Genomic DNA, 22,055 nt, shown 5'->3' on the forward strand with positions numbered 1-22,055 from the left:
GTAAGATTCATCTTATTTGGACCGGAATTTACCGCAAAACCGTATAATAACATCTTTCATTTCGGATTTATCTCCTGTTTAGGACCATGAGTTCCTTGATGAAAGTAGTCTAATTTATTGATTTAAATCAACTTCTTTAATACAATAAGATAACTCCTATTTGGACAGCAAACAATTGCAGCCCACCCCGCCTTCCTATAAATTTGACCTAACACAACCAAAAGGAATGGCTCTATGTCTATGCTCATCGTTGTCGCTGTCCTGATCGCACTGATGGGGTTTGCAATTTCCCGCCATTGGAAGGTGCGCGAAGATAAAAGCGTAAAGAACCCACGCCGTCATCTGCGACGTCGTTAACGCCTCCGGGAAACATCTTCTTCCGCTCTGTTTCCCCGCTTCATCCAACTGCTGACGCCCACCCACATTTCACGTATACTTTTCCCCTCATTTTTTTCCGTTTTGTCTGCCCCCATCCGTTTCTGTCAATTGGTTACGCGATACGCTCAGGCAAGATGATGACAGCCCGGCTTTTTGATCCGGGCGTTGTTCAGCACATGAAGGTAACTCGGTGAATATTCAGGCACTTCTTTCCGCAAAAGTCAGTCAGGCAATGGTTTTAGCCGGCGCACCCGCCGATTGCGAACCACAGGTTCGCCAGTCTGCCCGGGTTCAGTTTGGAGACTATCAGGCCAACGGCATTATGGCCGTGGCGAAAAAGCTGGGACAGGCACCGCGACAATTAGCGGAAGCGGTGATTCAGCACCTCGACCTGAACGGCATCGCCAGCAAAGTTGAAATTGCCGGACCGGGCTTCATCAATATCTTCCTCGACCACAACTGGCTGGCAAAGCATGCTCGCGAAGCACTAAGTCTGCCGCGTCTTGGTGTGCAGCTGGCCGAACCCCAGACCATTGTGGTCGACTACTCTGCGCCCAACGTTGCGAAAGAGATGCACGTAGGTCACATCCGCTCCACCATCATTGGTGATGCGGCGGTGCGCACGCTGGAGTTTCTCGGCCACAAGGTGATCCGGGCGAACCACGTTGGCGACTGGGGTACGCAGTTCGGCATGCTGATTGCGTTTCTGGAAAAACAGCAGAATGAAAATCACGCTGAGATGGCGCTGGCCGATCTCGAAGGCTTCTACCGTGAAGCCAAGCGCACCTACGATGAAGATCCTGAGTTTGCCGAGCGCGCGCGCGGTTACGTGGTGAAATTACAGGGCGGCGATGAGTACTGCCGCCAGATGTGGAAGAAGCTGGTCGACATCACCATGAGTCAGAACCAGAAAATCTATGACCGCATGAACGTTACGCTGACGCGCAATGACGTCATGGGTGAAAGCCTTTATAACGATATGCTGCCTGGCATTGTTGCCGATCTGAAACAGAAAGGTCTGGCTGTTGAAAGCGAAGGCGCAACCGTGGTGTTCCTGGATGAATTCCAGAACAAAGAAGGTGAGCCGATGGGCGTCATCATCCAGAAAAAGGATGGCGGTTACCTCTACACCACGACTGACATTGCCTGTGCGAAATACCGTTACGAAACGCTGAAAGCCGATCGTGTGCTCTATTACATCGACTCCCGTCAGCATCAGCATCTGGTTCAGGCGTGGACTATCGTGCGTAAGGCGGGTTATGTGCCGGAATCGGTACCGCTGGAGCACCATGCGTTTGGCATGATGCTGGGCAAAGATGGCCGTCCGTTTAAAACCCGCAGCGGCGGCACTATCAAGCTCTCCGATCTGCTGGACGAAGCCTGGCAGCGTGCCTACACGCTGGTGCGTGAGAAGAACCCGGAAATGAGCGAAGCGGAAGTCAAAGCGCTGGCGGAAGTGATGGGCATCAGCGCGGTAAAATACGCTGACCTGTCAAAAAGCCGCACCACCGACTACATCTTCGACTGGGACAACATGCTGGCGTTTGAAGGTAACACGGCGCCTTACATGCAGTACGCCTACACCCGCGTGCTCTCCGTATTCCGCAAGGCAGGCATTGATGCCGATTCGCTGGATGCAGAGATCGTGATTAGCGAAGAGCGCGAAGCACAGCTGGCAACCCGTCTGCTTCAGTTCGAAGAAGTTATCACGCAGGTGGCGCGCGACGGTACGCCACACGTGATGTGTGCTTATCTCTACGATCTGGCCGGTCTGTTCTCTGGCTTCTACGAGCACTGCCCGATTCTCAGCGCAGAATCAGACGCGACGCGTCTGAGCCGACTGCAGTTGGCCGCGCTGACCGCGAAGACGCTGAAGCAGGGTCTGGATACGCTGGGTATCGATACCGTCGAGCGCATGTAATCGCCGGAACGGAGAGGGAATTCCCTCTCCGTTGCTGACTTCATAAACGTCCCCTACACTCCCTCACTCTTTCAGCAGCAGGATGGCGCCATGTCTTTAGCCGCGCATCTCATCAGCAGCCACCTTCCCACCATTAAACAGTTGCAGTGCTTTCTGGCGGTCGCGCACGAGCTTAATTTTCGCCGGGCTGCAGAACGCCTTAGCATGACGCAGCCTCCGCTCACCCGTCAGATTCAGAGTCTGGAAGATCTGCTGGGCCAGCCGCTGTTCAGCCGTACGACGCATGAGGTCACCCTGACAGAGTCTGGCCGGGCGCTGGTCACGAAAGCCGAAGCGATCCTTATGGCACTGAATGCCCTAAAAGAGGATGCGCAGCCTGTTGCAGCACAGCTGCGTATCGGGCTGACCCGCACGCTGAATTTCGAACTCATCGCGCCGCTTAATAAGCAGCTCGCCAGTTTTTATGCCAGCGACGAGATGGAGATGCCCAGCCTCACTTCGGCTCAGCTGCTGCAGTGCCTGGCGAAAAATAGCCTGGATTTGATCCTGACCGGGGAAAAAGGAGCGGAAGCGGAAAATGCTGTCCGGTACGCCTGGGTATACCGTGAGCCACTGTGGGTTGCGATGCCGTCAGCACATCCCGCCAGCCTGTCTGAAAACGTTGCGCTGGAGGCGCTGGCTGACCTTCCACTTTTCTGGTTTCCACGCAGCGCCAATCCGCAGTTTTACGATAAATGCGAGCGCTACTTCGCCACGCTCAGCATCGCGCTGAAACGGGTACGAGAGCCTGAAGATTCCCTGCTGATGCTGGCGCACATCGCCAGAGGCAAAGGGTTTGCGCTGATGCCGCAGTCAAAATGCACCTTCAAGCAGACAGGTCTCTGTTATCGGCCACTGACTGATGATGCAGCTCAACAGCTGTCAATTGACGTTTATGCGGCGATTCGCGCCGATGAAACCAGTGCGGCAGTCGTGAATGCGCAGATCGCCCTCTCGCAGCCTGCTGAACCCGAAACTCCCGCCCATCCGCGCGGCTAAGCCGCTGTGCTATCCGTACCCATATTGCCTGAAGCTCGCTGATACCTTTTCTGCATGACGGAAGGAGCAATTCCGTGCTTTGGCGTACGGTGAAACAATCGCGTCTCACTTACGAGGAGAGACAATGAAAAAGCGAACGTTAACTCAGGGTCTGGAGGTCAGCGCTATCGGTTATGGTGCAATGGGGCTCAGCGAATTTTATGGTCAGACCGATGACCGTCATTCCCTGCAACTGCTCAGCCAGCTGCGCGACCTGGATATCACCTTTATCGATACCGCCGACCTTTACGGGCGCGGCCACAACGAGCAGTTGATAGGCCAGTTTCTTGCCGGGCTGAGCAAAGCCGAACGGCTGAAATTTACCGTCGCCACCAAATGTGGCATTGAGCGTCCGGCGGACGAGGCCTATGCCCGCACCATCAATAATCAGCCCGACTACATCACCCGCAGCTGCCATGCCTCCCTGGAACGGCTGGGCGTTGAGCGTATCGATCTCTTTTATCTGCATCGCATCAGTCCGGCGACACCGATTGAGGAGAGTATGCAGTGTCTCAGCCGTCTGGTGCAGGAGGGGAAGATCGCCCGGATTGGGCTGTGTGAAGCCTCTGCTACAACGCTGAGTCGGGCGCACGCGATCCATCCGCTGGCCGCGCTGCAGACAGAATATTCACTCTGGACGCGTGACAGTGAAGCGGAGATTCTGCCGATGGTGAAAAAGCTTGGCATCGGACTGGTGCCCTACTCACCGCTGGGCAGAGGTTTTCTGACCGGTAAATATCGCAACAACAGTGATTTTACCGAAGACGATTTCCGTAAAAATAATGACCGTTTCCAGCAGGACAATATCGACCACAATCTGCAACTTCTTAACGCGGTAACGCCGCTGGCGGAGAAATATCACGCCACCACCGGGCAGATTGCGCTGGCGTGGTTGCTGGCCCAGTATGAGAAAATTGTGCCGATACCGGGCACTAAACAGATTGCTTATCTCACTGAGAATGCGCAGGCCGCGGATATCAGGCTGGAAGAGGACGACGTGCGGTTGCTGAATACGATTCATCAGCAGATTGAGGTCAAAGGCGACCGCTACTCTGAGGAGGGAATGAAGGGAGTTAACGCCTGAAGACATATTATGCACTTGCGCACTGTGCTGCGGTGCGTTAATTTCTTTTCAGCGTGATACAGGGAGGTAATCAGGTGGCGACGTTAAGAAACATCGAAAGCTTCAGGGATGACTGGCTTGAGAATTATTTTTTATATGGCAAATATTCTAAAAGAATACCCTCAACCCTCTCATCCTCATTGGCGCAAAAGCTCGACATCATCAATGCAGCGATTAGTTTTAAAGACCTGAGGTCGCCGCCAGGCAACCGTTATGAGGAGCTGAACCCGCCCTTAAGGGATACGCTTCGATCAGGGTCAATGAGCAATATCGGCTGATCTTTAAGTGGATAGAAGGTAAGGCCGTTGACCTTTATCTGGACGCGCATAGCTATAAAACGCACAAGTGATGAGCTGCATAAAAAACAGTAATACAGCATGCAACATCATCAACCTCTGTCAGTCAATTAAGAGAGCAAGACTATGAACCAGGCAACCCGCAAACCGACCACTGTCGGCGATGTATTACTTTACGAATATCTGGAGCCAACCGGCCTGAAGATTCTCGATTTAGCGGAGATGCTCAAGGTGCACCGCAACACGGTCAGTGCCCTGGTGAACAACAACCGGAAGCTGACGCCGGATATGGCTTTCAGGCTGGCGGCAGCCTTTGACACCAGCGTTGAGTTCTGGCTTAACCTGCAAAACAGTGTCGATATCTGGGAAGTCATGCATGACGCCAGGGCTCAGGAGGAGATCAGCCGCGTAACGCCCTTAAAGGATTTTCTGGCGCAGAAAGAGAATCAGGTGGCGTGAAAGTTTTATCACGCATAGGGTCATGACAGAGCGTCGGACAGGTGCATCATCTGGCAGGCGTGCCAGGTCAACATCGTTTCACAGCCAGCACCATCATGAAAAAGGGAGCCAGACGGTGTTCGTCTGGCTCCCTTTTCATTAACTCAGCAGCAAGACGCTTACTGGTAATTGACCATGACTTCGCTGCTCACCACCCGCAATCCGGGTGGCAGCGCCCCGCTGCCGGCAAAACCAAACACCATATGCAGGGTTTCACCGGCATTGAGATGTGCCAGCCCGCGCGTGGTGCCGCTGGCACCCTCAAGCGTAGTGCAGCGCTGCTCGCCGCACAGCCGCACTTCCAGACCCGACGGCGCAGATCTGCTCAGCTCATAACGCCAGTTAATGATGCTGACCTCCCCGCCGACATCGGCGGGTGGCGTCAGCGGCTGCGCCCGTTGCCAGCTGCCGCGATTCGCCAGCAGCGGGCCGTTGGCCGTGGCGCTCCAGGCACCACCGGCTGCCTGAGCCAGCGTCGGCAGCATGAAAAGCACCATCAGCAGCCCGCGCATTATTTGCCTCCGATGGTAGCAGTCATACGGATCTGGCGATTGTCGCTCAGCTCCAGATTCGAGAGCACCACCAGCTGAGGCAGATTGCGGCGCAGGAATCGCGCCAGCAGCGCACGCAGCGGATGATTGACCAGCAGCACCGGTGGCGCGCCCAACATCTCCTGACGCTGCAATGCCGCCTGTGCCTGACTTAACAGCCGATCGGCCAGTCCCGGCTCCAGGCCGCCACCGCCCTGCAGTGCCTGTAACAGCAGACGCTCAAGCGTAGAATCAAGGCCGATAACCTGCACCTCATCATTGCCCGGGAACCACTGCTGCGTAATCGCGCGGCCCAGCGCCACACGCACTACGCTAGTCAGCTCCTGCGGATCGCTCTGTACCGGCGCATGTTCCGCCAGCGTTTCAATGATGGTGCGCATATCGCGAATCGAGACCCGCTCCACCAGCAGGTTCTGCAGTACCTTATGCAGCGTGGTCAGTGAGATCACCCCCGGCACCAGATCTTCGGTCAGCTTCGGCATCTCCTGCGTCACGCGATCCAGCAGCTGCTGCGCTTCCTGACGGCCAAACAGCTCGCTGGCGAACTGACCAATCAGATGGTTGAGGTGTGTTGCCACCACGGTACTGGCTTCTACTACGGTAAAGCCCTGAATCTGCGCCTGCTCTTTCAGCGCACTGTCGATCCAGACCGCCGCCAGACCAAAGGCCGGATCGACAGTCGCTTCACCCGGCAGACTGCCGGCAGCCGTGCCCGGGTTAATCGCCATCCAGCGGCCAGGATAGGCATCCCCACTGCCAATCTCCACCCCTTTCATCAGGATGCGATAGCGCGCAGGTGGCAACTCCATGTTGTCACGGATATGCACCACCGGCGGCAGGAAACCGACATCCTGCGCAACTTTCTTACGGATACTGCGGATACGGCCCAGCAGCTCGCCATTTTGCTGATGATCGACCATCGGAATCAGGCGATAGCCCACTTCCATGCCCAGCGTATCTTCCAGCTGTACATCGGTCCAGGAGGCTTCGGTGGCGGCTGGCGTGTCCGCCGCCGCTTTGTTGCTGATGCTGCCAGCAACGTCCACTTTCTTCTTCGGCTGCGTTTCGCGTCCGCGCAGCCACCAGGCCAGACCCAGCAAAGCGGCGGTGAACAGCAGGAAGACGAAGTTAGGCATGCCAGGCACCAGACCCAGCAGGCCAATCACCCCGGCGCTGAGCATCAGCACGCGGGGATCCTTAAACAGCTGGGTAACCATTTGCTCACCGACATCCTGATCGGTGGCGACGCGCGTCACGATAACACCGGCTGCAGTAGAGATAACCAGCGCCGGGATCTGAGCAACCAGACCATCACCGATGGTCAGCAGCGTATAGGTCTCTGCGGCGTGCCCGACATCCATACCGTGCTGCACCACACCCACCAGCAGGCCGCCGATGACGTTGATCACCATGATCATGATACCGGCGACGGCATCACCACGAACGAACTTACTGGCACCGTCCATCGAACCGTAGAAGTCCGCTTCCTGGGTCACTTCAGCACGGCGGCGTTTAGCTTCATCTTCACCGATCAGACCGGCGTTGAGGTCGGCATCGATCGCCATCTGCTTACCGGGCATCCCGTCCAGTACAAAGCGCGCGCCTACTTCGGCGATACGACCTGCACCCTTGGTGATAACCATGAAGTTGATGATGACCAGGATGATAAACACCACGATACCGATGGCGAAGTTACCGCCCACCAGGAAGTGACCGAAGGCTTCAACGACCTGTCCTGCCGCGGCGGCACCGGTGTGCCCATCCATCAGGATGATACGGGTTGAAGCCACGTTCAGTGCCAGACGCAGCAAAGTAGAGAACAGCAGAATGGTCGGGAACGCCGCAAACTCCAGGGTCCGCTGGGTGAACATCGACACCAGCAGGATCATGATCGACAGCGCAATGTTAAAGGTGAACAGCAGATCAAGGATGAACGGCGGTAATGGCAGAACCATCATCGACAGGATCATCAGGATCAGCACCGGACCAGCCAGCACCTGCCACTGCATATCTTTAAAGTTGCCCGGTAAACGTAGTTTTGCGGCCAGGTTATTAGCCATCGTTTTTGCTCTCTCCTGCAAAGTCCATCTCTGCCGGAACCGGCAGGTTTTTTGGTTTGGTTGGGATCAGGCCGCCTTCGCGCTTCCAGCGACGCGACTGCCAGACCCACGCCAGTACTTCGGCCACGGCAGCATAGAGCGCGCCGGGGATGTGCTGACCAATTTCGGTATGTCGGTATAGCGCACGCGCCAGCGGCGGTGCTTCCAGAACCGGGATGCGGTGTTCGGCAGCCAGTTCACGAATTCTCAGGGCGATCTCGCCCGCGCCTTTGGCCACAACCTTCGGCGCGCTCATCTTCTTCTCGTTGTACTGCAATGCCACCGAGTAGTGCGTCGGGTTGGTGACGATGACATCGGCTTTTGGCACATCGGCCATCATTCTGCGTCGCGCGGCGGCGCGCATCTGCTGCCGGATACGCCCTTTAACGTGCGGGTCACCTTCCTGCTGCTTATGCTCGTCGCGGATCTCCTGCATCGACATCTTCAGCTTTTTGAAGTGGCTGTAGAGCTGCCAGAAGACGTCATATCCCACCATCGGGATCAGCCCGAGCATCACCAGTGAACAGCAGACCGCGATCATCTCCATGCCGTGAATCAGCGCGGTGACGGGCGCCTCACTGATCAGCCGCAGCATCGCCGGCCAGTGGCTCCAGATGTACCACCAGCCCACTGCGCCCACCAGAATGGTTTTGAGGATGCCTTTAAACAGTTCGGTCCAGGCCTGCGCGGCGAACATCCGTTTGAACCCCGCCATCGGGCTCATCTTCTTCAGGTCGAACTTGATCGATTTACCGCTGAAAACAAGTCCGCCCAGCAGCATGGGCGCGGCAATCGCCACCAGCACCAGACCGCCCATCAGCGGCAGCAGCGCCATCAGTGCCTGGGTAATCAGGCTGCCGATGTGGCTGACGATAATTTTGTCATCCCTGACCATGCCGTGGTCAAAACGGAGTCCGGTGGCGACCATGGCCGCCAGCCGGTGCGCCATCATGTTGCCGCCCATCCACAGGATCATGATGCCGGCCAGCAGCATCAGCAGTGACGTCAGTTCGCGCGAACGCGGAATCTGGCCCTCTTCACGCGCTTTCTCAAGTCGGTGGGCCGTGGGCGATTCTGTTTTGTCTTCGTCGCTATCTTCAGCCACGACAAACCTCGGTTGGCAGGAATTCTGAGCATAGGATGCCAAATCTGGTTTAAGTTAAAGCGGAGATAAGATGGGGAAAACAGGCGTTCTTTCGGGGATGGGTCTGACAATGCGGAACGGGGCCACCCGAAGGTGACCCTGTTTTATGACGCCGGGAGCCGTTTTGTCCGCCCGCAGGCGGACGAAGCTTAGAACCCTAAGCTGTCCAGCAGGTCATCAACCTGATCCTGGTTCGCCACCACGCCCGGTGCATCGGCGTGGATCTGCGGTCCATTCAGCAGGCTGGTGCCTTCCTGACGCTTCTCAGCGCTGACTTCTGGCATGTTCTCCAGCAGCACCATTAACAGCTGACGCTCAATTTCCTGGATCACATCCATCATGCGCTTGATCACCTGACCGGTCAGGTCCTGGAAATCCTGCGCCATCATGATTTCAAGCAGCTGCTTGTTGGTAAAGGCGGTGTGCTCAGGCACGGCGGTGAGGAATTCGCGCGTATCCGTCACCAACTCCCGCGCATCACCCAGTTCAATCGGGTTCTCAAACCACGCATCCCAACGCCCTTTCAGCTGGGTTGCCCCGGCTTCCATCTTATCCTGATGGGGTTGTGCTGCTTCAACACAGTTCAGCGCACGGTCGGCGGCCTGCGCCGTCATCTGCACCACATAATCAAGACGATCGCGGGCATCAGGAATGGCTTCAGCTGCATCGGCAATGGCTTTATCCAGCCCCAGCTCGCGCAGACTGTCGCGCAGCATGCGCGTCAGTGAGCCAATACGTGAAATGATGTCGTGTGCCGCGGCATCCTCAGTTGGTTTCGGAAAGTCGCTCATCACATCCCCTTACATGCCCAGTTTTTCGAAAATTTTACCCAGCTTCTCTTCCAGGGTTGCCGCAGTGAATGGCTTCACGACATATCCGCTGGCTCCCGCCTGGGCGGCGGCGATAATGTTCTCTTTCTTGGCTTCCGCGGTCACCATCAGCACCGGCAGCGAACTCATCGCCGCGTCGGCACGAATAGTCTGCAGCAGCTGCAGGCCATCCATGTTTGGCATGTTCCAGTCGGAAATCACAAAGTCGAAGCCACCCGCTTTCAGTTTGCCGAGGGCATCCACACCATCTTCCGCTTCTTCTACGTTATTGAAGCCCAGCTCTTTCAGCAGGTTACGCACAATACGACGCATCGTATTGAAGTCGTCTACTACCAAAAAGCGCATGTTTTTATCAGCCATATCTACTCCTGAGTTGTCTCGCCCGGCGGGACGGGCCTGTTAAATACGCAATGCCTGTCCGGCGCTAATTTTCGCCAGCATATGCTGGCTGATGTTGCTTAAATCCACGACTTCGCTCACGCCGCCTGTGGCAATAGCCTCACGCGGCATGCCAAATACCACACAGCTGGCTTCGTTCTGGGCGATAGTCCAGGCACCTGCCCGATGCATTTCCAGCATCCCAGCGGCACCGTCGTTGCCCATGCCGGTGAGGATGACCCCCACCGCATTTCGTCCGGCGTTAATCGCCACCGATTTAAACAGCACATCCACAGAGGGTTTGTGCCGGTTAACCGGGGGTCCTTCATTCAGTTTCACCACATAGTTGGCACCGCTTCGGGCCAGCTCCATGTGCATTGCGCCTGGCGCGATATAGGCGTGCCCCGGCAGAATACGCTCACCGTCTTCGGCCTCTTTCACCGTGATCTGACACAGCTTGTTCAGACGCTCGGCAAAAGAGCGGGTAAAGCCTGGCGGCATATGCTGGGTAATCAGCAACGCCGGGCTGGTCGCCGGTAACGGCTGCAGCACGTGGCGAATCGCCTCGGTGCCGCCGGTAGAGGAGCCAATCGCAATCAGCTTCTCACTACTCAGCAGTGGCCCCGCTTTCAGCGTCGCCGGCACCGGCATCGCAGCACGGTTGTGCAGTCGGGCCCGGGCCGCCGCGCGGATTTTGTCGCCAATCATCTGGCTGTAGGCCAGCATGCCTTCGCGGATGCCGAGCTGGGGTTTGGTGACGAAATCCACCGCCCCCAGTTCCAGCGCCCGCAGGGTGATTTCGGAGCCTTTTCCGGTCAGCGATGAAACCATCACCACCGGCATTGGCCGTAACCGCATCAGTTTTTCCAGGAAATCGAGGCCATCCATGCGCGGCATTTCCACATCCAGCGTCAGCACCTGCGGATTGAACTGCTTGATCAAATCGCGGGCGACCAGTGGATCGGGCGCCGTAGCGACCATCTCCATATCCGGATGGCTGTTGATGATCTCGGTCATCAACTGCCGCATCAGCGCAGAGTCATCTACGCACATCACGGTGATTTTGCTCATCATCTTTCCTTCGTCAGTCCATAGACGGTTTGTCCGCGCAGCCAGAACTCTTTACTGATCTGACTGAAGTTTTCTGAGTGCCCGGCGAACAGGATGCCGCCCGGCTTCAGCAGCGGGACAAACCGACGCAGAATCTTCTCCTGCGTCTCTTTATCGAAATAGATCATCACATTGCGACAGAAAATAGCGTCGAACTGACCCGGCAGCGCCCAGTCGTTGGCCAGCAGGTTAAGCTGTGCATAGGTGACGAGGTTGGTCAGCTCGGGACGCGCCCGTACCATTCCGGCGTGTGGACCGGTGCCGCGCAGGAAGAAACGCTGCATTTGCGCCGGTGACAGCGTGCGCAGTTCCTCCTGGCGATAAACACCCGATACCGCTTTTTCCAGCACCTGCGTGTCGATATCGCTGGCATGGACCTGGAATTTACCTGGCCCGGTACCCAGCGTTTCGGCCAGCGTCATGGCGATGGAATAAGGCTCCTCACCGGTTGACGCTGCGGTACTCCAGACGCTGAAGTTGCCCTGGCGCTTACGTGCATGCTCCGCCAGAATCGGGAAGTGATGCGCTTCGCGGAAGAACGCGGTCAGGTTGGTGGTCAGGGCGTTGATAAACGCCTGCCACTCGGCACTGTTCGGATCGGACTCCAGCAGCGCCAGGTAACGACCGAAATCATCGATATTCAGCGTGCGCAGGCGACGAACCAGACGGTTATAAACCATCTCACGCTTGTGATCGGCCAGTACGATACCGGCACGCTGATAGATCAGCTGGCTGATACGGCGAAAATGCGTATCGGAGAGCGGTAAACGCTGCACCATCTGCGACAGCAGCGTTGTCGTCTCATTTTGATCTAAAATCGTCGATTTTTTCATCTCTGCACCTGGCCCGAACTGAATACATTAACTGTCTGCTGCGATGCCCGGCGGCTCAATGGCGGCCGGGCCACGGGCGATTAAAAGGTTTCCCAGTTGTCGTCGCTGCGTACCGCAGACGAACGACCAACGGCTAACGGTGCATCTGACTGGAGCGTTTTTGTCGCCGTTGTCTTGTTAACGGCCTGCGCGACAAATTCTTTACCAATATTGAACACTGATACCGCTTGTTTTAAGTGACTTGCCTGATCTTCGAGCGCTGCAGCTGCTGCCGCTGACTCTTCAACCAGTGAGGCGTTCTGCTGCGTGACGCGATCCATCTCGGTCACGGCAAGGCCCACCTGGTCAATGCCACGGCTCTGTTCGTCTGATGCAGAAGCGATCTCGCCCATGATGTCGGTGACGCGTGTGACGGCGCTGACAATGTTACTCATGGTGTCACCGGCGCTCTCTACCAGCACCGAGCCGGTATTAACGCGGCTAACGGAATCTTCAATCAGACCCTTGATCTCTTTGGCGGCCTGGGCGCTGCGCTGCGCCAGGCTGCGTACTTCACCCGCCACGACGGCAAAGCCGCGCCCCTGCTCACCGGCGCGTGCGGCTTCAACCGCCGCGTTCAGTGCCAGGATGTTGGTCTGGAAGGCAATGCCGTCAATCACACTGGTAATATCGGCAATCTTCTTGGAGCTGCCCGCAATCTCTTTCATGGTGGTGACCACGCCATCCACCACTTTGCCGCCCTGCTGCGCGGTTTCCGAGGCGGTCAGCGCCAGCTTCGACGCCTGACGGGCGTTTTCGGCATTCTGCTTCACGGTCGCGGTGAGCTGCTCCATGCTGGCAGCGGTCTGCTCCAGCGAGGCAGCCTGCTGTTCGGTACGCGAAGAGAGATCGTTATTGCCGATAGAGATTTCGCTGGCACCGGTATAGATGGCATCCGAGCCGTCACGCACGGTGCGGACAGTGCGTGCCAGCTCCTGCTGCATATGCTGCAGTGACGTCAGTAACTCACCAATTTCGTTGCGCACGGTAATCTCAACCGGCTGGGTCAGATCGCCGCGTGCGATGTGCTGGATATGCTCAATACTCTGACGCAGAGGACGGATCAGCACTGAACGCATCACGTTCCACACCAGGATAATCATCAGCAACGTCACGGCCAGCGTGGCGATAACGATAGTGATGGAGCGACTGTAGGCCTGCTGGTTGGCTTCTACGCCCTGCTGTGACAGGGCTTTGTTGTTCTCAAGCCAGGCGCTGTAATCTTTCTGGAACTTGTCCTGGAAACTCTGCGTTGGCTGATCCACAAACCCTTTAAAGTTGCCGGTGGTGAAGAACACCATCAGCTCTGCCAGCGCATCGTGATAAGCCTTATAGTTCGCCTGCAACGCCACGACGTTTTCAGCCGTTTTGCCCTGTTCTGACAGGTTATCGTTGAAAATCTGATAGTTGACTTCAGCCTGTTTCAGCTCCTCGCCCGCCAGTGCGACCAGCTCTTTTACGCTGGCGCCCGATCCCGACATCTGCGCATCCTGCAGAAAACGGATACCGGCGCGGTTAAGGGTGTTACGCGCCTGAACCAGCGAAACCCATGAGGTGCCCATCGCCTGTTGCAACGTATTCAGACGCTGGTTGTAGGCAAAATTCTCTTTATCTGAACTGACAGTTTTGAAAAACATTCCGCCGGAAAACAGCTGCAGCAGCGCAAATAGCGCCAGCACACACAGCAGGCCGGAAACAACGCGTACTCGACTAAACATAAACACCTCATTGGTTGGCGATTCGTGTTTATTTATCGGCGGCGTCGGGGGGAACTTTATGCGTGGCACCGGCTTTAAACCGCCGCCACGCTGAAAGGCAGAAAATCAGGCGCGGGAAATTTTGAAAACCGAGACGGCCTGGGTGAGGACGCTGGCCTGCTGCTCCAGTGCGGCAGCGGCAGCGGCAGACTCCTCGACCAGCGAGGCGTTCTGCTGGGTCACGCGATCCATTTCGGTGACGGCCAGACCGACCTGCTCAATACCGCGGCTCTGCTCGTCTGATGCAGAGGCGATCTCGCCCATGATGTCGGTCACGCGGGTCACGGCACCCACAATCTCATTCATGGTGCTGCCGGCGCTTTCAACCTGCAGTGAACCGCTGTTGACGCGAGACACCGAGTCCTCAATCAGGCCTTTGATCTCTTTGGCGGCCTGAGCACTGCGCTGTGCCAGGCTGCGCACTTCACCGGCCACTACCGCAAAACCGCGACCCTGTTCACCGGCACGCGCCGCTTCAACCGCGGCATTCAGCGCCAGGATGTTGGTCTGGAAGGCGATACCGTCGATCACACTGATGATGTCTGCGATCTTCTTCGAGCTGCCTGCAATCTCTTTCATGGTCGTCACCACGCCATTCACCACTTTGCCGCCCTGCTGCGCGGTTTCAGAGGCGGTCAGCGCCAGCCGCGAGGCCTGAAGGGCGTTGTCAGCATTCTGTTTCACCGTGGCGGTGAGCTGTTCCATGCTGGCTGCAGTCTGCTCCAGCGAGGCGGCCTGCTCTTCGGTGCGGGCTGACAGGTCGTTATTACCGGCGGCAATTTCGCTGGCACCAGTGAAGATGGCGTCAGAGCCGTCACGCACATTACCGACCGTCATCACCAGCGATTGCTGCATCTCCTGGATGCCGGCTGCCAGCTGGCTCATCTCATTACGGCCCTCAACCATAATCGGCTGGGTCAAATCGCCGGAGGCGATAGCGCGAATCTGCGCCAGCAGCTGTTGCAGCGGCTGAATCAGAACCTGACGCAGGCCAAACCAGCAGGCCAGGATCACCACGATTACCGCGACGCCAATGGTGCCCAGCAGCCACATCATCTGAGTAAAGGCTTTATGGTTCTGTGCGATGCCCTGATCGGAAAGCTCGGTCTGACGTGCACGCCACTCACCGTAGCTGCTCTGCATCGCGACCTGTTTCTGTTCAATATTCTGTTTAAACATCCCTTCCAGATCGCGGGCCTGCAGGCTGGCGACCATGCCTTTCAGCCCTTTTTCATATTGCGCGTAATCCGCTTCGAGTTTGTCGCGCAGCGCCACTTCAAGCCCCGGCGTGGCGGGCAGATCGTAATAGATTTTAAAGTGACGGTCGGCCTCTGCCAGCTGGGCGTTGGCTTTGTTCATCAGATCGTCGAGCTGACCGCCATTCATCTGCGATGCCATGCTGGTCTGTAAGCGCAGCATGGCGCGGTTCAGCGTGGTACGGCTGTTGTTCAGGGCGATATAAGCATCTGTCATCGACGTGACGTTGCGATTAGAAATCTGCGACAGCGCAAACGCCTCTTTATCATTATTCAGCGCCGACCAGAAAAGGCTGCCAGAAATCAGCTGAAGCGCGCCAAAGATAACCAGTACGGCGATTAAACTGGTGACCACTTTTATTTTTTTTAACATCTCGTTCCCCTGCAGGTTGATTAAGGTGCAGCGGCTATATCGGCGGGTTCTGGCGATTAATTAACGCTTTTCGGCGCTTTCAGGCGAGAGCGGGCTTTTGTAATTATTTTTATCAAAAGAGAGGGCGGAGTCTGACGCCAGAAGGCGGGATAGCGGAAAGGGCTGCGCATCCCGCAGGATGCGCAGCGTCAGATCAGAAGGTTTCCCAGTTTGTATCACTGACCGGAGCCGTCAGGGCTTTGCGTGGTGCCAGCGCCTTTGTTGCGGTCGAAGCAATTGGCAGATGCTTTGTCAGCGTCGGCCTGGCTTCACGTTTGATTTTAAAGACCGAAACTGACTGGCTTAACCGGCTGGCCTGATCTTCCAGCGAGGCGGCTGCTGCCGCGGACTCTTCCACCAGCGAGGCGTTCTGCTGGGTGACGCGATCCATCTCGGTGACGGCCTGCCCGACCTGGTCGATACCGCGACTCTGCTCATCCGACGCCGAGGCGATTTCGCCCATGATGTCGGTGACGCGCGTGACCGCACTGACGATATCGCTCATGGTTTCCCCGGCGGTGCCGACCAGCTGCGAACCCACGCTGACGCGGTTGACTGAATCATCAATCAGTCCTTTGATCTCTTTGGCGGCCTGGGCGCTACGCTGTGCCAGACTACGCACCTCGCCCGCGACCACGGCAAAACCGCGCCCCTGTTCACCGGCACGCGCCGCTTCAACGGCGGCGTTAAGCGCCAGAATATTGGTCTGGAACGCGATGCCATCAATCACGCTGGTGATATCGGCAATCTTCTTCGAACTGCCTGCGATTTCACTCATGGTTCTCACCACGCCAGCTACGACGCTGCCGCCTTTTTCTGCGGTTTCAGACGCGCTGAGTGCCAGCTGTGACGCCTGGCGGGCGTTCTCGGCGTTCTGTTTCACGGTGGCGGTGAGCTGCTCCATACTGGCCGCCGTCTGCTCCAGTGACGCCGCCTGCTGTTCTGTGCGGGCGGACAGGTCATTGTTTCCGGCAGAGATTTCACTGGCACCGGTAAAGATCGCATCCGATCCTTCACGGACATTAGTCACGGTGCGGACCAGCGACTGCTGCATTTCATGCAGGCTGGCGGCGAGCTGCGTCATCTCGTTACGCCCTTCCACCGCGATCGGCTGGGTTAAATCACCCTGGGCGATATGCTGAATGTGATTAATGCTGCCATTCAGCGGCGTTAACACGATTTTGCGCAGACCAAACCAGCAAAGCACAATCACCGCGACCACGGCAGCCATGATGGCAGAGAGGATCCACATCATTCGGGTATAGGCACTACTGTTCTCTGCCACGCCCAGTGTGGTCAGGCGACTCTGATCGGCGCGCCATTCGCGGTAAAGCGTCAGAAATGCACTCTGGCTCGGTGCCACCGGGGCTTTTGCGGCTGCGGCCATATCATTGACCTGTAGCGCACTCTGCAGGCTGTTCAGCGCGCCCGCATAATCATTGAAGCGCTGGTCAAGCTGATTGTTAAGCTGCTCATCCTGTCCTGGGGTATCTGGCATCTCTTTGAACGTCTTGTAGAAACCCGCTGCTGCCTGCTGGAAACGCTGACTATCCTCAAACAGCGAGGCGATATCGGCCGTTTTACCTTCCAGTTTACTGGTGGCGATACGCAGCTGAATGCGGGTCAGCAGCACACGGCTCTGGTTGAGACTCATATAGGCGTCATTGAGCGCCTGCGTGTTTTGCATCGCAAGCTGCGACACGGCGAAGCTCTGCTTGTCGTGGCTTAATGCGGAGTAGAAAATTGAACCGGAGAAGGCCTGTAACAGCCCGAACACCAGCAACACCAGTAACAGGCTGGTGACCACACGGATTTTCGTTAACATGAGTAACCCTGAAAAATGTAGGTGATTTAAAAGTGACAGTGTGTTTATCGGCAGGTGACAGCAGGAAATTAGGGGGAGCAGCAATTTTAAGTATATGAATAAAAATAAAAATATTACATAATGTAACAATCACGGGCCAGCCAGAGCCAGCCCGTGAAGAGGCTATTACGCGGTACGCAGGTTATCCACCAGCGCCATCTCGTCGCTGCTCAGCAGCTTCTCAATGTCGACCAGAATCAGCATGCGATCGCCCAGCGCACCCAGACCGGTCAGGTACTCGGTAGACATGGTTACCGCGAATTCCGGTGAAGGGCGGATCTGATCCTGGGTCAGTGACAGCACGTCAGAAACGCCATCGACGACGATACCGACCACACGATTTTCCAGATTCAGCACGATGACCACGGTGTTATCATTGTACTCAACGTCAGGCTGCGCAAACTTAACGCGCAGATCGATAATCGGCACGATTACGCCGCGCAGGTTCGTGACGCCGCGGATGAATTCAGGGGTATTCGCAATACGCGTTACCTGATCGTAACCGCGAATTTCCTGAACTTTGAGGATATCGATGCCGTACTCTTCGTCGCCCAGCGTGAAGACCAGAAACTCCTGACCCACAGTTTCGCCAGCGATTTTTGTCACGGTTGCCATTCCATTCATGTTATTTACCCTTTCGTTATCTGTCAGGCGGCAGCGCCGGCCACACGTTTTTCACGGTTAAGTGACTGCAGTGCTGATACATCAACAATCAGCGCTACGCTACCATCGCCAAGAATGGTCGCGGCGGAGATGCCCGGCACTTTGCGATAGTTACTTTCCAGGTTCTTCACCACCACCTGATGCTGACCAATCAGCTGATCAACCAGCAGCGCGTAACGTTTGCCCGCGCTCTGCAGGATCACCACGATGCCCTGCGTGGCCTCGGTTTTGGCACCCTGCACATCAAAGACGTTCCACAACTCGACCAGTGGCAGATATTCACCACGCACTTCCAGCACGCATTCGCCACCCGCCAGCGGTTTCAGCTCTTCGGCACGCGGTTGCAGTGATTCCATTACCGCATTGAGCGGCAGAATAAAGACTTCATCAGCCACACGAACCGACATGCCATCAAGAATGGCCAGCGTCAGCGGCAGCAGGATACGGATGGTGGTGCCTTTGCCCTGCTTCGAGGCGATTTCAACGTGACCGCCCATCTCCTGAATATTTCGTTTCACCACGTCCATTCCGACGCCGCGTCCTGAAACATCCGTCACCTGCTCCGCGGTAGAGAAGCCCGGTGCGAAGATCAGCATGCCGACCTCTTCGTCGCTCATGTTCTCGTGAACCGGCAGGCCCGATGACAGGGCTTTAGCCAGAATACGTTCACGGTTCAGACCGGCACCATCATCTGACACCTCGATACAGATGTTGCCGCCCTGGTGTTCCGCAGAAAGCGTCAGGTTACCGGTTGCCACTTTACCGGCCACCAGACGTTTCTCTGGCGTTTCGATACCGTGGTCAAGACTGTTACGCACCAGGTGCGTTAACGGGTCGATAATGCGTTCGATCAGGCTCTTATCGAGTTCGGTTGAGCTGCCCAGCAGGGTCAGTTCGACCTCTTTGCCGAGTTTGCTTGCCAGGTCACGCACCAGACGCGGGAAGCGGCTGAAGACATATTCCATTGGCATCATACGAATCGACATCACCGATTCCTGCAGGTCGCGGGCGTTACGCTCCAGCTGACCCATGCTGTTCAGCAGGTCGCCGTGCGCCACTGGGTCGAGTTCACCGGAACGCTGGGCGAGCATCGACTGGGTAATCACCAGTTCACCGACCAGGTTGATCAGCTGATCGACCTTCTCGACCGCAACACGGATGCTGGTCGATTCGCTCGACTTGGCCGGTGCCGCGACGCGCTTACTTTCACGTTTCATCGCTGCCACGGGCAATTCGGTAACGCTGGCGGTGTGAACCTCTTCTGCCACTGGTGCGGCTGCAACAGCAGCAGTGACCGACGTGGCAACGGCTTCGTCAGCGGCCGGGAAGCGGATCTGCGCTTCGTCGATCACGAAGCAGAGCACCGCCACGATGTCATCTTTACCGACGCCATCAATGCAGACGTCCAGCGTGGTGCTGCCCTTCTGCACATTAGTCAGGGTGCCGAGATTGCTCATCTCTTCCAGCATCAGGTCGACTTCTTTCTCTTTGAGGTCGATCAGCTGTACACGCAGACCGCTGGTGCTGGCCGGTTCCGCGCTGGCAGTGGTTACCGTAGCCGGAACATCAACCGGCAAACCTTTGGCCTCGAGCGCCAGCTGGCGCAGCGCTTCACAGATATATTTGAAGCTCTCCGCGTTAGGCTCCTGCGCGGTTTTATAAGCATCGAGCTGTTCCTGCATAATATCTTTGGTTTCCAAAAACAGGTTGATGATGTCGGTGCTGAGCTGCATCTCGCCGCGACGAGCACCATCCAGAATGTTTTCCAGGATATGAGTCGTTTCCTGTAATACCGTAAAACCAAAGGTTCCGGCCCCACCCTTAATGGAGTGAGCGGCACGGAAGATGGCGTTAAGCTGTTCCGAATCTGGCTCCTGCGGGTCAAGGCCCAACAGGTGTTGTTCCATATCCGCTAACAGCTCATCGGCTTCATCAAAAAACGTCTGGTAAAAATCGCTGATGTCCATACTCACGGGAATCACCTCGGCTGTGAGGGGGCTGCTGTATTCACCGCGCTGCCTGGTGTTGCAGGTGCGGTAATCTGTTCAATGGCCGCCGGATCGCTGATCTGGACGGCATCACTTTCTGCGTTCTCTTTTTCTATTGCTGCTTCGGTGTCATGGTTCAACACCAGCAGGCTGATGCGGCGGTTAACTGCGTCATTACCGCCACGATTTTTCAGGCGCATGGTGTCGGCCATACCTAACACCCGTAAAACTTTGCCGCTATCCAGGCCGCCCATCACCAGTTCCCGGCGTGAGGCGTTAGCGCGGTCGGTAGAAAGTTCCCAGTTGCTGTAGCCCTTGTCACCGCCGGCATACTGAAAATCATCGGTATGTCCGGCCAGGCTGATGCGGTTCGGAATGTCGTTAAGGATCGGCGCAATGGCACGCAGAATATCGCGCATATACGGCTCCACCTCGGCCCGACCGGTCTTAAACATCGGGCGATTCTGGCTGTCGATGATCTGAATACGCAGCCCCTCTTCCACCATGTTGATGATCAAATGCGGCCGCAGTGCTTTCAGACGCGGATCTGCTTCGATCAGCTGGTCGAGCTTTTCACGCAGCCGGTTAAGGCGAATCTCATCCAGCTTGCGTTTCTGGGCGTCCATATCGACGACTTTGTTTACTTCGCCAATCTTTTTGGTCGGATCGTCGCCGCCACCCGGGATCGGGCTGTCACTGTCACTGCTGCGCGCGCCGCCGGTAATCGCAACTTTCAGCGGCGTTTTGAAGTAGTCTGCAATCTGCACCAGCTCCTGCGGGTTGGCGATCGACAGCAGCCACATCACCATAAAAAAGGCCATCATCGCCGTCATAAAGTCGGCGTAGGCAATCTTCCACGAACCGTGGCTGCCTTCATGGCCTTTATGTTTGCGCTTTTTGATCAGCACAATGGGGCGATTGCCGTGTTTCATGAAGCCTCGTCAGAAGTCTGTTTAGCCGGGTTCTTGGCGTTACGCACATGCTCTTCCAGTTCGCTGAACGATGGACGCTCGGCGGAATAGAGCGTCTTACGACCAAACTCCACCGCAATCTGCGGCGCGTAACCATTGAGGCTCGAGAGCAATGTCACTTTAATGCACTGCATCATCTTGGTGGTTTCCGCGCATTTCTGACGCAGTACTGACGACAGTGGAGAGACAAACCCGTACGCCAGCAGAATGCCCAGGAAAGTTCCCACCATCGCATGCGCGACCAGCGCACCCAGTTCAGCGGCCGGACGATCGGCCGAAGCCAGCGCATGGACGACGCCCATTACCGCGGCCACGATACCAAATGCCGGAAGACCATCACCCACCGCAGCAATACTTTGCGCTGGTACGTCACACTCGTGTTCGTAGGTCTCAATCTCTTCATCCATCAACGCTTCGATTTCAAAGGCGTTCATGTTGCCGCTGACCATCAGGCGCAAATAGTCAGTAATAAAATCGACTAACTGTTTATCGGCAAGGATGCGGGGATAATTAGCAAAAATTTCACTCTGGCTGGGATCTTCAATATCGCGTTCCAGCGATAACATCCCTTGCTGACGCGACTTCGCCATCAGGCGATAAAGCAGCGCCATCAAATCCATGTAAACCGCTTTGTTGTATTTGGAACCGCGAAATAACTTAGGCAGCGCTTTCAGCGTTTTTTTAATCGATTTGCCATTGTTACCGACTAAAAAAGCACCGGCACCGGCACCGCCGATCATTAATAATTCGGCTGGCTGATAAAGTGCGCCCAGATGGCCACCTACCAGCGCATATCCGCCCAACACGGAGCCTAAAACAATCAGGTAACCTATAATTATCAGCACAAAAAAATCCTTACGTCCGTAA

Annotated in this window: 19 protein-coding genes and 1 pseudogene; 6 read left to right on the top strand and 14 right to left on the bottom strand. The window is 56.3% G+C overall.

Annotated elements, in window-relative coordinates:
• The first annotated feature begins 234 nt into the window (after window positions 1-234).
• From BY447_RS23470 to BY447_RS03150, 6 genes and pseudogenes are all read left to right on the top strand, one after another.
• On the top strand, window positions 235-357 hold the full coding sequence (locus BY447_RS23470; protein ID WP_009089698.1) for a hypothetical protein: 123 nt from the start codon (window positions 235-237) through the stop codon (window positions 355-357).
• Between the two features lie 211 nt (window positions 358-568).
• Window positions 569-2,299: an arginine--tRNA ligase gene (gene argS / locus BY447_RS03130; RefSeq protein WP_110330498.1), complete on the top strand. Its 1,731-nt coding sequence runs from the start codon at window positions 569-571 to the stop codon at window positions 2,297-2,299.
• Window positions 2,300-2,389: 90 nt separating this feature from the next.
• Window positions 2,390-3,337, top strand: coding sequence for a LysR family transcriptional regulator (locus BY447_RS03135; protein WP_110330499.1), 948 nt, complete (start codon window positions 2,390-2,392; stop codon window positions 3,335-3,337).
• Window positions 3,338-3,461: 124 nt separating this feature from the next.
• Window positions 3,462-4,460 (top strand): aldo/keto reductase, encoded by a 999-nt coding sequence (locus BY447_RS03140; RefSeq protein ID WP_110330500.1) that lies wholly within the window; start codon window positions 3,462-3,464, stop codon window positions 4,458-4,460.
• 74 nt (window positions 4,461-4,534) lie between these two features.
• Window positions 4,535-4,848 (top strand): annotated as a pseudogene (locus BY447_RS03145) (type II toxin-antitoxin system RelE/ParE family toxin).
• A gap of 73 nt (window positions 4,849-4,921) precedes the next feature.
• A complete protein-coding gene (locus BY447_RS03150) occupies window positions 4,922-5,254 on the top strand; it encodes a HigA family addiction module antitoxin (RefSeq protein ID WP_033783335.1) in 333 nt (110 codons plus the stop codon).
• A 158-nt stretch (window positions 5,255-5,412) separates the two neighbouring features.
• Here the strand turns inward: BY447_RS03150 and flhE are convergent, their stop codons facing one another.
• The 14 genes from flhE to motA form a co-directional block, all read right to left on the bottom strand.
• Window positions 5,413-5,805 (bottom strand): flagellar protein FlhE, encoded by a 393-nt coding sequence (gene flhE / locus BY447_RS03155; RefSeq protein ID WP_033783336.1) that lies wholly within the window; start codon window positions 5,803-5,805, stop codon window positions 5,413-5,415.
• Entirely contained in the window at window positions 5,805-7,904 is a 2,100-nt protein-coding gene (gene flhA, locus BY447_RS03160; protein ID WP_013358222.1) for a flagellar biosynthesis protein FlhA, read from the bottom strand. Before flhA ends, flhE begins: the two co-directional genes overlap by 1 nt.
• Entirely contained in the window at window positions 7,897-9,048 is a 1,152-nt protein-coding gene (gene flhB, locus BY447_RS03165; RefSeq protein ID WP_110330501.1) for a flagellar biosynthesis protein FlhB, read from the bottom strand. The genes flhA and flhB overlap by 8 nt, the downstream gene beginning before the upstream one ends.
• 188 nt (window positions 9,049-9,236) lie before the next feature.
• Window positions 9,237-9,878 (bottom strand): protein phosphatase CheZ, encoded by a 642-nt coding sequence (cheZ, locus tag BY447_RS03170; RefSeq protein ID WP_013358224.1) that lies wholly within the window; start codon window positions 9,876-9,878, stop codon window positions 9,237-9,239.
• 9 nt (window positions 9,879-9,887) lie between these two features.
• Entirely contained in the window at window positions 9,888-10,277 is a 390-nt protein-coding gene (gene cheY, locus BY447_RS03175; protein WP_010258559.1) for a chemotaxis response regulator CheY, read from the bottom strand.
• 39 nt (window positions 10,278-10,316) lie between these two features.
• Window positions 10,317-11,366, bottom strand: coding sequence for a protein-glutamate methylesterase/protein-glutamine glutaminase (locus BY447_RS03180; RefSeq protein ID WP_013358225.1), 1,050 nt, complete (start codon window positions 11,364-11,366; stop codon window positions 10,317-10,319).
• Window positions 11,366-12,238 (bottom strand): protein-glutamate O-methyltransferase CheR, encoded by an 873-nt coding sequence (cheR, locus tag BY447_RS03185; RefSeq protein ID WP_013358226.1) that lies wholly within the window; start codon window positions 12,236-12,238, stop codon window positions 11,366-11,368. Before cheR ends, BY447_RS03180 begins: the two co-directional genes overlap by 1 nt.
• Before the next feature lie 80 nt (window positions 12,239-12,318).
• Window positions 12,319-13,995 carry a methyl-accepting chemotaxis protein gene (locus BY447_RS03190; protein WP_033732948.1) on the bottom strand — a complete coding sequence of 559 codons (1,677 nt, stop codon included), beginning with the start codon at window positions 13,993-13,995 and terminating at the stop codon, window positions 12,319-12,321.
• 105 nt (window positions 13,996-14,100) lie between these two features.
• Complete coding sequence (locus BY447_RS03195; protein ID WP_110330502.1) at window positions 14,101-15,663, bottom strand: methyl-accepting chemotaxis protein; 1,563 nt, start codon at window positions 15,661-15,663, stop codon at window positions 14,101-14,103.
• A 193-nt stretch (window positions 15,664-15,856) separates the two neighbouring features.
• Window positions 15,857-17,527 carry a methyl-accepting chemotaxis protein gene (locus BY447_RS03200; protein ID WP_110330503.1) on the bottom strand — a complete coding sequence of 557 codons (1,671 nt, stop codon included), beginning with the start codon at window positions 17,525-17,527 and terminating at the stop codon, window positions 15,857-15,859.
• 165 nt (window positions 17,528-17,692) lie between these two features.
• Window positions 17,693-18,190 carry a chemotaxis protein CheW gene (cheW, locus tag BY447_RS03205; RefSeq protein WP_013358230.1) on the bottom strand — a complete coding sequence of 166 codons (498 nt, stop codon included), beginning with the start codon at window positions 18,188-18,190 and terminating at the stop codon, window positions 17,693-17,695.
• A 23-nt stretch (window positions 18,191-18,213) separates the two neighbouring features.
• Window positions 18,214-20,196, bottom strand: a complete 1,983-nt coding sequence (gene cheA / locus BY447_RS03210; protein ID WP_199226946.1) for a chemotaxis protein CheA — start codon at window positions 20,194-20,196, stop codon at window positions 18,214-18,216.
• An 11-nt stretch (window positions 20,197-20,207) separates the two neighbouring features.
• A complete protein-coding gene (motB, locus tag BY447_RS03215; RefSeq protein WP_033783344.1) occupies window positions 20,208-21,149 on the bottom strand; it encodes a flagellar motor protein MotB in 942 nt (313 codons plus the stop codon).
• Window positions 21,146-22,033 carry a flagellar motor stator protein MotA gene (gene motA, locus BY447_RS03220; RefSeq protein WP_003849139.1) on the bottom strand — a complete coding sequence of 296 codons (888 nt, stop codon included), beginning with the start codon at window positions 22,031-22,033 and terminating at the stop codon, window positions 21,146-21,148. Before motA ends, motB begins: the two co-directional genes overlap by 4 nt.
• Window positions 22,034-22,055 lie beyond the last annotated feature (22 nt).

The sequence above is a fragment of the Pantoea sp. JKS000250 genome (assembly GCF_003201065.1).
GTDB classification, from domain to species: Bacteria; Pseudomonadota; Gammaproteobacteria; order Enterobacterales; family Enterobacteriaceae; genus Pantoea; species Pantoea vagans.